This window comes from Cohnella mopanensis (assembly GCF_022352055.1).
Classification (GTDB): Bacteria; Bacillota; Bacilli; order Paenibacillales; family Paenibacillaceae; genus Cohnella; species Cohnella mopanensis.
The window spans coordinates 125513-139327 of the sequence record NZ_JAKRWM010000004.1 but is presented as its reverse complement, the minus strand read 5'-3'; the positions used below and the strand labels follow the sequence as shown (position 1 = coordinate 139327).

At 47.3% G+C, this 13815-nt stretch carries 11 protein-coding genes; 5 read left to right on the top strand and 6 right to left on the bottom strand.

Going from position 1 to position 13815, the window contains the following annotated elements; genetic code table 11:
- The first annotated feature begins 136 nt into the window (after positions 1–136).
- The 3 genes from L3D05_RS08005 to L3D05_RS07995 all read left to right on the top strand — a co-directional run bounded on the left by L3D05_RS08005 (position 137) and on the right by L3D05_RS07995 (position 4133).
- Positions 137–1477 carry a hypothetical protein gene (locus L3D05_RS08005; RefSeq protein ID WP_239615498.1) on the top strand — a complete coding sequence of 447 codons (1341 nt, stop codon included), beginning with the start codon at positions 137–139 and terminating at the stop codon, positions 1475–1477.
- A gap of 94 nt (positions 1478–1571) precedes the next feature.
- Positions 1572–3173, top strand: a complete 1602-nt coding sequence (locus L3D05_RS08000; RefSeq protein WP_239615497.1) for a class I adenylate-forming enzyme family protein — start codon at positions 1572–1574, stop codon at positions 3171–3173.
- Between the two features lie 237 nt (positions 3174–3410).
- On the top strand, positions 3411–4133 hold the full coding sequence (locus L3D05_RS07995) for a YheC/YheD family protein (RefSeq protein WP_239615496.1): 723 nt from the start codon (positions 3411–3413) through the stop codon (positions 4131–4133).
- Between the two features lie 85 nt (positions 4134–4218).
- Here L3D05_RS07995 and L3D05_RS07990 read toward each other — a convergent pair whose 3' ends face one another.
- The 3 genes from L3D05_RS07990 to L3D05_RS07980 form a co-directional block, all read right to left on the bottom strand.
- Positions 4219–4377, bottom strand: coding sequence for a hypothetical protein (locus tag L3D05_RS07990; RefSeq protein ID WP_239615495.1), 159 nt, complete (start codon positions 4375–4377; stop codon positions 4219–4221).
- A gap of 383 nt (positions 4378–4760) precedes the next feature.
- The gene (locus L3D05_RS07985; protein WP_239615494.1) at positions 4761–5969 is read right to left on the bottom strand and encodes a pectin acetylesterase-family hydrolase; all 1209 of its coding nucleotides are present in this window, start codon (positions 5967–5969) and stop codon (positions 4761–4763) included.
- A gap of 104 nt (positions 5970–6073) precedes the next feature.
- Positions 6074–6655 (bottom strand): TetR/AcrR family transcriptional regulator, encoded by a 582-nt coding sequence (locus L3D05_RS07980; RefSeq protein ID WP_239615493.1) that lies wholly within the window; start codon positions 6653–6655, stop codon positions 6074–6076.
- Between the two features lie 308 nt (positions 6656–6963).
- Between L3D05_RS07980 and L3D05_RS07975 the strand changes: the two genes are divergently transcribed.
- Positions 6964–8118, top strand: coding sequence for an MFS transporter (locus L3D05_RS07975; RefSeq protein WP_239615939.1), 1155 nt, complete (start codon positions 6964–6966; stop codon positions 8116–8118).
- A 151-nt stretch (positions 8119–8269) separates the two neighbouring features.
- On the opposite strand, the gene L3D05_RS07970 is transcribed toward L3D05_RS07975, so the two are convergent.
- Positions 8270–8800 carry a DedA family protein gene (locus L3D05_RS07970; RefSeq protein WP_239615938.1) on the bottom strand — a complete coding sequence of 177 codons (531 nt, stop codon included), beginning with the start codon at positions 8798–8800 and terminating at the stop codon, positions 8270–8272.
- 222 nt (positions 8801–9022) lie between these two features.
- On the opposite strand from L3D05_RS07970, the gene L3D05_RS07965 reads away from it, so the two are divergent.
- Positions 9023–11044, top strand: coding sequence for a serine hydrolase domain-containing protein (locus L3D05_RS07965; RefSeq protein ID WP_239615492.1), 2022 nt, complete (start codon positions 9023–9025; stop codon positions 11042–11044).
- A 98-nt stretch (positions 11045–11142) separates the two neighbouring features.
- On the opposite strand, the gene L3D05_RS07960 is transcribed toward L3D05_RS07965, so the two are convergent.
- Together L3D05_RS07960 and L3D05_RS07955 are read right to left on the bottom strand one after the other, a co-directional pair.
- A complete protein-coding gene (locus L3D05_RS07960; protein ID WP_239615937.1) occupies positions 11143–12933 on the bottom strand; it encodes a helix-turn-helix transcriptional regulator in 1791 nt (596 codons plus the stop codon).
- A 122-nt stretch (positions 12934–13055) separates the two neighbouring features.
- On the bottom strand, positions 13056–13643 hold the full coding sequence (locus tag L3D05_RS07955) for a sensor domain-containing protein (RefSeq protein WP_239615491.1): 588 nt from the start codon (positions 13641–13643) through the stop codon (positions 13056–13058).
- Positions 13644–13815: the final 172 nt, after the last annotated feature.

Sequence of the window (13815 nt, the reverse complement as noted above, 5' to 3'; positions counted from 1 at the left end):
TGACTAACGGTACATTACGGCAAGTTTACAGCATTAAAAGGCGCATCTCGTCTTCTCTTCCTCATTTTTCCTTTCCGTAAATTTACTCATAAGGTAACATATATATTCAGAAGGCTACTTTGGGAGGATACATAAGTTGACAACATTTCGTGGAAACATTTTCATTACCCTGTTAATCATCTGTGCTCTTTTACCGTTCTGCGCATTTGCCAGCGCCGCCAACGGGACAACACCGGAAAAAAGCAACTATTACTTCGTCTACAATAGCTCTAAGGTCGACTCCAAGGACCTCGCGGCTATCAAGCAATACGTCGCTAAGTTCAAGAACACCAATAACGTTTTATTCGATGCAAAAAATGACAAGGAAGCCGCCAAGCTCTACGATGCCCTGAAAGCCGACCAGAAAAAGCGCGGCGGCAAAGTCGCCGGTGTCCAAATCTTCGGCCTGGCTAGCGACGTCCCTTCATTTACCTATACACACAAAATGAAACCTTCGGCGGGCAATTTCGAATGGAACGGCGTCGAGGAGGACAAGACCCAGAAGTTCGTATCCGACTTCCTCTACTCCACCTTCAAGAATGACAGCAAGTACCTGAAGGACGTCTCCGTCTACGGTATCGTGCAGAAGAATCTTCCGATCAGCGTTATCCCGGAGTGGCCCGTCTCTCGTTTGCCGCTGACGAAAGGTGAAATTGCCAAGTACATCGGCAACTACGATGCCTACCGCAAGCAGATCGAAGGGAAATCCGTTCCGACCGTCGCCCTTTCGGCCCCCTACCAGATCCAAGACGGGAACGCACAGGACGATATCGCCCTTTTCATGAAGCGCCTGAAGGAAGAAAAGGAATTCGGTCTCTTCAAAAATACCGACCAGCGTTTCTACTATAAGGATCTCGCCGCGAATCTATCCAAAGAGAACAAGGCCGGAGTAATGGACCTTGTGGTAGGTAGCCAGGGTGACAACGAAGGGGCGACGCAGAAAAAAGCATATTTCTTTGACCGCAAGGGTGTCGCCGGACGGAACACGAACTACTATACGGCCTTCTTCTGGGGCTTCACCGCCGCCAAAGGCCTGAACGCGAACAGCATCGTCCACGACGGCCTGGCTAAGGGCAAAATGATCAATCCCATCGCTCACACCGTTCCGACGTACGACAGGGGGGTTATGAATTACCTGTGGCTTCCGATACCCACGCCGGAGGGTGAGACGGGAGACGACTGGCACGACTACGTCGCAGTAAACAAGGAGCTTTTGAAGCAGGATAATCCGTTCTTCTTCGTCTACAAGTACTACGAGGCGATCGACAGCGGGAAAACCCGCCTGCAGAGCTTCTTCGAAGCGAATGCCGCCTACGCAACTCTGACCGTAGCCAACAAGAACACTCCACGGTTCTTATTCGGGTTTGAACAAACGTATTCCGCGTTCGGCTTTGAAAACCTGTTCTCGCTGCACTACCTCGGCTTGGCCGACTACTGATCCGATATAGTCATGAATGGTGTCATATGACAAATTGTAATGTAATGAATTCCTCTGTCCGGAAATGCCGAATTAGTCGAGAATGGAGATTGTTATGATGGTAAATAGTCATTTGGAAAGAAACCTTATTCAAAGAGTCTGCGTAGGGGATATGCTCACAAGAACCACCCAACGTTTTCCCAATAAAATTGCTTTAGTTGATAGGGATGTCGTATTAACGTATGAGGAATTTAATGGAAGAGTAAATCAAGTCGCTCGCACCCTTCTTCAAAGGGGTTACCAAAAGGGCGATGTTGTAGCAACCCTGTGTGAAAATACGAATGAATTCGTCATCACTTATTTTGCATGTGCGAAGTCCGGTTTAGTCGTCATGCCTCTGAATATAAAGCTGGAGTTAGACAACCTTGTTTATCAGTTAAACCAATCTGAAACCAAAGTTCTTGTTTTCACGCAAAGCTCGAAGGATAAGGTGGAGATCTTAATCGATGAAATTCCTTCCTTACAAGATCTCTTCATGACAGAAGTCGATGAAGAGTTTATGTTAGGTGGAAAGAACATTTTCCCTTTCTCGCAACTGGAGTCCGGGGATGCTTCAGAAATTGAAGTTATGATTGAAGATCGAGACACATTGCAATTAATGTATACTTCTGGAACCACTTCAAAACCGAAGGGAGTAGAGACAAGCCACCTTGCCATTTATTTTTCTACTATGAGCACAGCTTTGCAATATAAGTTGGATCATAATGATTCCTCCATTGTTATGTTGCCCTTATTCCATGTAGGGGGATTAACCTGTATCCTTCTGCCGAACATTTTGGTAGGCGGGACGAATGTGTTGATAAGACAATATAATGCATCGAAGATATTGAATGCTATGGAACAATACAGGACGACTTGGACGATGCTTTCTGCCCCGATGTGGCTTGAAATTTCTGACCAACCCGGTCTTTCGGCAAGAGATTTTTCTTCCATGAGACTATGTGTATGCGCTATTGCGACTTTACCGCCTGCAAGACATCAACAGGTTAAAAGTATATTTAATAATGCTACTATTATACTGATATCAGGGCAAACGGAGTTTACGCCACCGAATACAGCACAGCGACCCGAACATGCGATTTCAAAAAGCACTGCATGGGGGGAGCCTGTTGTAGCCCAAACCGCTAAAGCAATGGATGACGATGGCAATATATTGCCTCCTGGAGAACTTGGAGAATTAGTATACCGTGGTCCTCAATCAATGACATGTTACTTCAAAGATCCTGAGGCAACTGAGAGCGCATTTAAATATGGATGGTTCCATTCTGGCGATAGTGGTTTTATTGATGAAGAAAATGTGGTTTGGTTTGTTGATCGCAAGAAAGACATAATTAAAACCGGAGGCGAAAATGTAGCTTCGGTTGAAGTCGAATTAGTTGTTAGAAGCCATGCGAAGGTAGCAGAATGTGCTGCTGTTGGTTTACCTCATGAACGTTGGAGCGAAGCCGTGACTGTATTCGCAAAAATAAAAGAAGGAGAATCCGTTCCGGAAAATGAGTTGATTGATTTTTGCAAAGAACGATTAGCCGGTTTTAAAGTGCCTAAAAAAGTTGTCTTTATAAATGAATTCCCCATGACGGCGAGTGGAAAGATTCAAAAGCATGAATTGAGGAATATATATAAAGATCTCTATAATATAAAAGAAGTAAATATATAAGTTGAACTTATGATACGGTTCACCATGCTAGCTGTAACGGCAAGTTTCAGGGCCATCCTTTGCGGGATGGTCCTTTCTTTGAACCTTGGCGGTAAAGTCACTTCCACTCATCTGCCAAACAAATAATCGATCGCTGCCGCCTGCTTCGGCTCATAAATATGGACGAATCACCTCTTTTGCTGATCACTAATTTGACTTAGAGTTACTGTAGAAGATTGAAAAAGGTATGTGATTCCAATGTCGATCAAAAGAGACAAATGGTTGCAATATCGCATCCTTCGCAAGGGGGCTTCTCTTGCCGCACGGTTGCCGGAAACTCGGTTGCTTAAGCGGAACGTTTTATCGAAGATGCTGCTTCAATATCACAGCGTCGTACTGAAACCGCGCGACGGGCGTTACGGAAGGGATATCGTTTTCATCAAACGGAACGGCGCGAACGCCTATCGTATTCATAACGAAAAGAATGCAGTCACGATGAGAAACACCGATAAGGTACTCCAATGGCTCCATAAAAATAACAGGGGTCGCGGATATATTGTCCAAAACCGTCTACAGCTTGCTCAAATTCGACGCAAGCCGTTCGACATTCGGATCATGGCTCAGCGGAGAAAGGGCTCTTCATCCGCATGGAACGCGACAGGCTCGTACGCGAAAGTGGCGGCGCGAGGATATCTCGTCACGAATGTGACTAGCCGCGTCATTCCCGTGCTTGAGGCGTTGAAATTAGCCCGAATCGGAGATCGGAGCTTGCTTGTCAAAGCGGAACGGATCGCACTATTGGCTGCCAAGCGACTGGGAGAGCGTTACCCCAAGCTTAGACAAGTCGGGTTCGATATCGGCATCGACAGGAAACGTCGGATTTGGATCATCGAAGGCAATTATCAACCCGACTTGCGCCCTTTCCGGCTCCTGAAAGATTCCTCGATGTATCGCAGAATATTATGGTACAAGAAACTTTAAAGCGAAAAAAAGACGACTACCCTTGTATCTTGGCTGTCGTCTTTTTCTGTTTGTTACCTCATCATGATCATGCCCGCTTTAGAATTCACTTGCGTCTCTTGGCACTTACAACACGCGTCACTTGAAACTGATTTACCCCTACCTGTATAATGGCGAACTTGCTGAAAGAAGTGCCGGAAGACGTATAAGGGACCGCTTCAATATTTCCACTTGGCGTTTTGACGGTTGCGGTGATTCGAGTCACCAAACAGACTCCACGGCTAGAAGCTATCCAAGTCTCGTCACGCTGAACCGAATAATTGTCGTCACTGCAAAAGATCGATGCATACTCAACTTTTCCAGACGCATTAAAGGATGTAGAATTAAAAATCTGAACGGGGTCGTAACCTTTAGGACTCCTATTTCCCATACCCAAAACCACCTTTCATATTGGCATAGTTCAGTAAATGCCGTCGAATCGTTTTGGTAAGGTATAAATGTGGACAAGATAAAAAAAGTACGTTCATCCAGTGGTCGCGAGGATTCAGCAGCTTTTGATGCTGTACCTCAAACGAAAGAACCACCCTCGTATTTAAACAGGTGGTTCGAGAACAATAGCCCAGCTTCCAAACGATCAATTCCTGAAACTCAGCCCTCTTTCTCTACAAAATGCCGCCCCACGGAGTAATATTCATCCTTATTCACGGCATCGTCCAGCCACTTCATCAGCTTCACCCCGTCCTGTTCGGCTTTGTAGAAATGATTTAATGGGGAGAGTGTATGTGGTGTCCTGCCCGTCTTCCCGTTAAGACCGTAATCTGTGATGTAATAATAGTAGCCTGGCAACACTTCAGTTAGCTCTCCGGCAGATTGCAGCATGCGGGCCGACCAGCGATGCACATATTCGCCATCATCCGAATCGTCACCATTCAGATCCTTTTCAAAGTCGAATAGCAGTTCATCATAAAGCGTATTGGACTGCAAAAGTACCGCGTTGTCCGGGAGCAGCTTGCGGTTCGCCGCGAATACGGACGATATCAAATCGCCGTGGGCTTCATAACCAAAGGTTTCTGCAAAGTTGACCTTCCATTCGTTATCGATAATATCCGGCCAGCGGTCGGCATTTAAGTAGGAGCCGTCCGAATATTGATAAATGCGGGCATCCGGGTAGCGTTTCGCAATCTCAGGCGCCCAGAAAGCAGCTCCGAATCCTCCGGCGCTTTCTCCCGCAATGAGGATCTTCTCCGGCGTAGCGAAATGGTTTGCAATCCATTCCAGTGCTGCGTGCGTATTGGCTTGGCCGTTGTAACGCATTGTAAACGGCTTGCCTTTAGCGTCCGTATATTCCTTGGATGCATTCCCGATATGCAGATCACCAGTAGAATAAGGGATATATACAACATTCCAATCCTTGAACGGATTGTCCGGGTTATTATTTTTCAACAGGCCGCCAAGCGTACTTACTTTAAAGAATGGAATGTTCGGAAAGTAATATTTGATCTCACCGTTCTTCATTACATTACTCAGACTGATCGGCTGTCCGGCAGTCACCGCATCCCAGGCCACACCGCCCCCTGAAAAATAAATGATCAATTTATCTTCAGCAGCTCCACCCTTATTGGCAAGTAAATAGTATTCTGAACCGTCGGCCGAAATGGCTTTTGCATCCTGGTCAAACTTGATTTTATTCCAGACATAGCGCTCCGCAGCAGCCCATTGATCCGGTTCAGGTTCAGCAGGCTTTTCAAGCATGAAGAAATAAACATAACCCGCCACAACACCCAAAGTAAGTACAATTCCGCCTATCGCAGTCAGAAGAATCTTGTTGATTTTTTTCACTATTTTCTTTTGTGCCACACAAAGACCGTCCTTCCGACCCTAAAATAGCCCACAAGTTTTTCAAATAAAAACAGACGGTATTCACTACCGTCTATAACGCACTGACCTCGGTCATCTCAATACTACTTAAGCAATGTAAGAATTTCTTTTACAAAATTATCAACAAATGATCGTTCAGGACGAGATTTCATGATCACAGTAAGTCCTATTAACGATACGACTAGTGTCTGTGCTAAACCCTTCGCGTTAATACCTGTATCAAGCTCACCTGAGCGCAAACCTCGATCAATCGTTTCTTGGAATATTACTGAGAGATACATCTGATGTTCTCTTGTTAGGATTTCAAATTTCTCATCATGAGGAGCAAGTTCCACCAGCGAATTGATGCAAAAACACCCCCAGTTCGGACTTTTTCCATATTCTCTCGCCACCATATTTTCAAAAAAGGCACGGAATGCCTCTTTAACGGAAGAATTGTTTTGAAGATTGGCGCGAATATAGGCGGCATGGGAACTCGTATATTTTCGCAACGCAGCTTCGAATAATCCTTTTTTGTCTCCAAAGGTGGAGTATATGCTTGGACGCTGAATACCCATTCTTGATGTCAAGTCGCTTAAAGAGGTAGCTTCAAACCCTTTTTCCCAAAATAGTTGCATAGCTGCATCCAATGCCTTTTCCTCATCAAATTCGCGTGGTCGAGCCATAGCAACCCCCTCTTTCCATATCGATCGGTATATTATAATTGTATGTTGTGAAGATTGCCTTGTCAATTAGATTGAGCTTTTCAGCTCTTTTCAGTCTGCCCTTTACAGCTATTTCTTGACAGTCATCTTTTTCGAGAGTTATATTTATCAGGCAATATTTGATACCAATCGGTATTTAATTTAAGGAGGCGTTATCTTTGGGGAACTTTGTAAAAGAACCGAAAGTCATTCCTGTGGATTATACAGGCAACCACGCTGAACCAGTTCAAGAGGCGCTTATAGCATCAGAATCAGTGCCCGCATCTTTAATGACTCGCAATGTTGCACTCCTATTTGCAATCGCCTGCGGACTGGCAGTCGCTAACATATATTACGCGCAACCCTTGCTGGACGCTATTTCAAACGAGTTCGGTATTACTCATTCATCCGTCGGCATCGTCATTACAATCACTCAAGTCTGTTACGCACTGGGACTGCTATTGCTTGTGCCCCTCGGTGATTTATTAAATCGACGTTGGCTGATCGCTGGACAGATGCTAGTATCCGTCTTGGCTCTGTTTGCGGTTGGTACCGCTCCCACCAGCATGGTGTTATTCATAGGCATAGCCTCGGTTGGATTACTTGCCGTAGTGACACAGACGCTCGTTGCGTTCGCGGCAACTTTGGCTGCCCCAGCCGAACGCGGGCGTACCGTGGGTGTTGTGACAAGTGGAATCGTAATTGGTATTCTACTGGCGCGAACTTTCGCTGGCATATTAATGGATTTAGCCGGTTGGCGTTCTGTCTACCTTGTCTCTGCGGTAATAACGCTAATCGTGGCATGTGTATTGTTTAGGATACTGCCGCATTATGAGCACAAAAGAGAATCATTATCCTACTTACAGCTACTTCGTTCGCTGCTCACGCTGTTCGCACAAGAACGAATCTTGCGAATCCGTGCTACACTATGCCTGATGATTTTCACCGCTTTCAGTATATTATGGACTCCTCTAGTGCTGCCTCTCAGTGCTCCGCCGCTTTCTCTTTCACATACTGCGATTGGAGCGTTTGGTCTCGCTGGAGTTGCTGGGGCGTTAGCCGCGGCGCGAGCAGGTCGTCTTGCCGATCGAGGTTTAGGGCAAAGGACCACAGGCGTGGCATTGATTCTGTTGCTTATATCATGGTTGCCAATAAGTTATACTCAACATTCGCTTCTCGCCTTAATCGTCGGTATTGTCCTTCTTGACCTGGCAGTACAAGCCGTACATGTCACCAATCAGAGCATGATCCTTACTTTGCGCCCTGAGGCACGCAGTAGGCTTACTGCTGGTTATATGATTTTCTACTCCATTGGCAGCGCCACCGGGTCAATCGTATCTACCAGTATCTATGCTTACTCAGGCTGGAATGGAGTGTGCTTGTTGGGTGCAATTGTCAGTGCTTTGGCTCTTCTATTCTGGGCATTGACCCTTCGCCTTAAATGATTAAATTCGGGCGTTTGCAATTGATTGAAATTAGCGCCGTCGCACACGCGGACTAACTCGGCTACCGTGGTCGGCGCAACAGGGGCGGTGGGGGCTACATCTTCTACATTTTCTGCTGCCAAGTATTTAGCTCTTTTGAAAGCCCTCTATCTCAAGAGGAAAACAACCCCAAAATAGAACCATGATAATCCGAAAAATCAATATGTCCCCCTAAAAAATACCCAATTGAAATAAAAATCGCACACCAGCACAGAGCTCCCAAGCCCGAGTAGAGTATATATTTCCGTGGGTTCATGCCACTCATCCCTGCCAGGTAACAAGTCAGATGGCGGAGCCCTGGAATATAGTAGCCGATGCATATTGCCCAGGGGCCGTAACGCTCGAACCAGCTCTCTGTTTTCTCTATCCTTTTGGGCGTGAGCCTGACCCATTTTCCATACTTCCACAGCAACGGCTTGCCGAACTTCCGCCCAAGGGCGTAACTGCACAGCATGCCACTCATAGCCCCGAGGACGCTTATCACAAGGGATACCGGGAAGTAAAGCAGTCCAATTGAAGAAAGATAGCCAACAATCATCATGAGAATCTCATCAGGCACAGGCAAACCAATAATGCCAAGTGTAAGGCATAGGAAGATGGCAATATAACCGTATTGGATAACGATATCTTGTATGAAAGCGATGATGTCCACACTCCAGTTCTAATGGTTTTGGGCAATCGCCCTTTCACGTATATTAATTCCTCCCTTGTCAATAAACCTAGTACCGAATTGTCACATGACGCTTTCAAAATGGCTCGATGTCATGGATGACGAAATGCAACTTGTTGGTGTGACAACTCCTTTGCCATACTGGGCTCAGCCGATTGTTAAGCGGCAAATCTAATGGTCAAGGAGACATCATTTATGAAGAAATGGACTCGCTCGAAACTCGCAGTTCTGCTATTAACTGTCGCGCTATTAACTGCTACGGCCATTACCGCCGTTACCGCTTATATGCGACCAGGGAACGCACCTAATACTCCGCAGGCTTCCGCGCCAGTTGCATCTGAGGAGGTCAGCCCGGAGGGGCCGCGGGATGCCAAGGAACTGGAGGCCTTTGCAGATGGCATTTTTGCGGACGCGATGAAGAAGTATAATACGGTTGGTTCTAATTTTGCGGTCGTATCGAATGGGAAAGTGCTGCTAAGCAAAGGTTACGGTTATGCCGACAGGGAAAATAAAACTCCGGTAGACAGCAGCACCGTATTCCAGATTGGTTCTGTGACGAAGCAGTTCACGGCATTGGCAGCTATGCAGCTGGTCGATAAGGGAAAGATTGATTTGCATCACGATATCCAGGAATACCTGGGAGGGATGAAGGTACCGAATAAAACAGGGAAAAAACTGACGATGTACGATCTGCTTACGTATACCAGCGGCTTTGACAAACCGGATATCCTCTCGGGATCGGAACCGGAATATGTGAATCAATTCTTCCCGATGAAGGAGTCTCTGGAAGCGAATATGCCGACTGTTGTCAGGACTCCGGGGGAAGCGTACACCTACGATAATTTTGGGTTCACACTGGCGGGGTACGCAGTAGGGGAAGTATCAGGCATGTCATTCGCCCAATATATGGAGGAAAATATTTTCAAGCCGTTAGGCATGAACTCGACGAATGTGCGGTTTACCCCCGAATTGCTCAGCAGAATGGCTGCCCATTATGGGCCAAAAGGCGAGCTGATCCCCCTGGAGGGATTCAAACCAACCGATCGACCAAGCGGCGGCATGGTATCAAACGCAGATGACATGGTGAAGTACCTTATGATGCATCTGAACAAAGGAACGTATGAAGGCAAAGAAATCTTAAGTCCCACGGGCATCGAGCATATGCACACCTACCAGGTGTTCCCTGACAAAGAATTCCCTGTCACAACCATCGGATTCGAAGGCTACTTCAAAGAGAAGATGAATGGTCATCATGTGGTTATCAAAGGGGGAAATGTGACCGGTCATTCATCCTTGATTGTTATTCTGCCGGAGGAAAATACAGCGTTCTACATGTCCTACAATAACGACTCCATGATGAGTCTCGACGTGTATGAGGCATTTATGAATCATTATTATCCGAGAAAAGAAGAGGCTCCACAGACATCCTACTCGCCAATCAATGAGCAGCAGGCTAAGGACTACGCGGGATTGTACCAAAACACGCGTCTTGGATCCATAAGGACTCAGGTTTCCTATTCAGACGGAAAATTGGTTATGGAGACAGGAGATCTGGGCAAGAGTACGCTGAAAATGATCCACCCTTTACTCTTTGAGGATGAATCCGGCAATAAAGTGGCCTTTCAAAAAAATGGGGCAGGCCAAATCACCTATTTCTATTACATGCAGCTTCCGCACTATGTGGGTTATGCACAAAAAGTAGATATGAATGCGCCATTCACTGATGTACCTGCGGACAGCAAGTATTCGTCTTATATTCATAATCTTCATGCTTTGAAGGTCATGGACGGAAAGACAACCACCCTCTTCGATCCGGATGGAACGATAACTCAGGGTGAGTTCTCGGAGTTGCTGCTGCGCGCCCATGGCTGGGATACCATGCCTTATACGGTTGAACCAAACAAGAAGCAGATGATGTCCGGATTGCCTGATTATCAGCCTGATTCTCCTGTCACCAGACAGATGGCGGCAGTTATGATCCAAAACCTGAGACAAGCTGAGCCTGGAGCCAAGGTTACATTGCGTGGCGAAACGGATGCCTGGGCAGTCGAAGCCATCACAACCCTTGTATCCCAAGGCATCATGGACCCGGATACCAAGATCAATTCGGACGGCTCCATCAACTTCCGTTCCAAGCAGTTGCTGAAGCGGCAGGAAGCGAGTGCCTTATTGGATCTGGCATTTGATTACTACACATTGCCAATTCTGAAAAAGTAAAAATCGGCCTTTAAAAATCTAAATGGCGGGTGTTCGATCATACGAAGTAGAATCACTCCGTAAGTCGGCATCCGCCACCATAATAAATAACTTGGGGGTTATTCCAGAAGCCCAGCCTCCCTGGCTTTTTCCACCGCTTCCTCCCGGTTGCGGACCCCCAGCTTCAAATAAGCCGATGACGCATAGTTTCGAACCGTACCATCGGATAAATACAATTTGGAAGCAATGCTTTTATATCGCAGTCCTTTGGACACGAACTGTAAAATTTCAAGCTCCCGCGGCGTTAACTCATAGGCCGATGACTCTTTGATTGGCGAAGGATCATCCCCGCTATCGTCCGCTTCCAGTTGGGCAAACAATTTGTGCGACATGCCCTGATCGATCAGCGTGCCCCCGCGGTAGACGGTGCGTATCGTTTCGGCCAGCTCTAACGGCTGCATGGACTTCAACAAGTATCCGTCCACCCCGCTTCGCATCGCTTCCAGAGCCTGTCTGGTATCCTCGAACGTGGTGAGAATCAGAATGCGGATGTGGGGCCACGTTTCTTTTATCGTACGGGATGCGGAGATTCCATCCACATTCGGCATTTCCAAATCCATAAGCACCAGTTGCGGCTGAACCTGCCTGCACAGCTCGATCGCTTGCTCGCCATCCTCTGCCGTCCCGACAACCTGCAAATCCTGTTGCTCCTCCAGCAGAGCCCGCAGGCTTTCACGGATAAAGGGCTGGTCATCGACGACCAACAGGCGAATAACTTCATCCTTAAGCTCCGTTTGTCTGGGCAGCGTACAGGTAACGAGAGTGCCTTCTCCCGGCTCCGTATAGACGGCCACATGGCCTTGCAAATTCATCGCCCGCTCCTTCATGGCGCTCAAGCCGAAGCCCTCCCTCCCATGCTCCATCCCGCGGCCGTTATCTTGAATTTCCAGTCTCGTCTGCTGGGGCTCGAATTGCACGGAAACCTTAATCTCTGTCGAGTGTCCATGACGCACGGCATTCGTCAACGACTCTTGCAGGCAGCGATAGAGTGCTGTCTTCGCTTGCTTCATTACAGGGTATTCCTCCCCGTAGGCATGGAAACGAACCGTCACCTTGGCATGCTCCTGAAACTCCTCCGCCAGCTTCCTCAAAGACTGAAGCAGCGGGAGCACCTCATGCGGCGATTCGATTTGATGCACGTAACCTCTGACCTGCTCCATGTTTTGGCGGGTCAAGTTCAATAGGGAATCGAGCCTTTCTGTTCCTGTATCCGTTGCCAGCTCAGGACGCAACGTTTCCAATCCCATAATGAGCGAAGTGTAGGCATGACCGACGGTATCATGAAGCTCTTTGGACAGCCGGTTCCGCTCTTCGGCAAGCGTGATGCGCTCGATTTGGGACAGGTACTGCTCCAGCACGGCATTTTGGTCGCTGATAATTTCGCCTTGACGATGATTAAGCACGAGTAAATGGAAGGAGAATCCGAAGACATACGCCAACCCGATGTGAACGGCCATGACCCAGTATTCACTCTGCTCTGCAAGCAGCTTGATTATGGCGGGCAGGAGCAATATGGATACAGGCCCTGACCAGAGATAGGCCCTTTGCGCGCTGTGGGCAGCAATTAAAAAGGCATACAGCAGGAATGAGAAGTAGGCTTGCGGAAAAAATGAAGCCAGATACAAGCACAACCCGCCCGAGATCACGATTTCGGTAAGCAGGTAGTATTTATAATTGAGCTGCAAGCAAAGCCATGGAACGGAAAAAGCAATCAGCTGCCACAGCATAAGGACCACAATCGGCAGCGTGAAATGTTCTTGCAGCTCTATGGTCGTAAACACAAGAGAAATGCTGCATACCAGGCGAATTATGAACATGAGCCAGTCGTACCAGAACCATTGCTTGACCATATCGAACAAAACCATCAACCCCTAAAAACCTTCAGTATGACATTACGTAACTAGTATTGAGTAAACGGCTATAGAGTAAACTATACCATCCGACAACTACGAGGCGATGCCGGGCATGGCGTCTACCGGTTCACATGCTTGATCATCAGACGCGTGTAGCCGCCTATCAAACGCGCCAAGCGGCCCGCAAGCCTGTAGCTCACCATCATCAATAAGACCCCTGTGGCCGACACCATCACGGCTTTGGCAACCGTATCTACTGACGCCCCCATAAAGGAAAGGTTGATAAACGGATAGAGGAACGGGACCGCAATCAATACAAGCGGCGCCGCGTAGAGCAAGGTCACACCGATCAGACTTAAAATCCCTACCGGAAATTTCAACAACAGCCAGCCAATTGCGATCCAGTTGCGTAGGTTCATCAGCTCCTTTTTCGCTTGAACCCAGTTGGACACATCGGAGTTGACGGATTTAACGCACGGCTCGGTGGTAATGTCCGTATAGATCTTGGTCTGTACTCGTTCAAATTGCAGGAAGGCGGTCGTCGTCCGCAAAACCTGAGTCAGGAGAGGAACCCCCGCGACGGTAAACGAAAGGCTCAAGCCCAATGTAAGAGCGACCAGATAAAAGCTGAAGTAAAACAATCCGGTGACGAAAGTAAGCAGCAGGAAATAGCCGTTTTGAACAAAGCTGACGACGGTTCTGGCCATCAAAGAGCCCACATCCTTTCCAAGTAGTAGATGTATTCTACGGATCTTGATGTCAAATCCGCCAGTGTCATAATGTCATGTGACACAAAATGAACGGAGCTACCGCCAACATACTCTCCTCTTTGCTTATAACTCACAGCAAGAGCTATCAAGAAATCAATGCAGTAAAAAG

Coding starts and splice junctions, on each gene's coding strand:
- L3D05_RS08000 (WP_239615497.1), top strand. CDS start 1,572: ATGATGGTAAATAGTCATTTGGAAAGAAACCTTATTCAAAGAGTCTGC.
- L3D05_RS07995 (WP_239615496.1), top strand. CDS start 3,411: ATGTCGATCAAAAGAGACAAATGGTTGCAATATCGCATCCTTCGCAAG.
- L3D05_RS07980 (WP_239615493.1), bottom strand. CDS start 6,655: ATGGCTCGACCACGCGAATTTGATGAGGAAAAGGCATTGGATGCAGCT.
- L3D05_RS07975 (WP_239615939.1), top strand. CDS start 6,964: ATGACTCGCAATGTTGCACTCCTATTTGCAATCGCCTGCGGACTGGCA.
- L3D05_RS07965 (WP_239615492.1), top strand. CDS start 9,023: ATGAAGAAATGGACTCGCTCGAAACTCGCAGTTCTGCTATTAACTGTC.
- L3D05_RS07960 (WP_239615937.1), bottom strand. CDS start 12,933: ATGGTCAAGCAATGGTTCTGGTACGACTGGCTCATGTTCATAATTCGC.
- L3D05_RS07955 (WP_239615491.1), bottom strand. CDS start 13,643: ATGGCCAGAACCGTCGTCAGCTTTGTTCAAAACGGCTATTTCCTGCTG.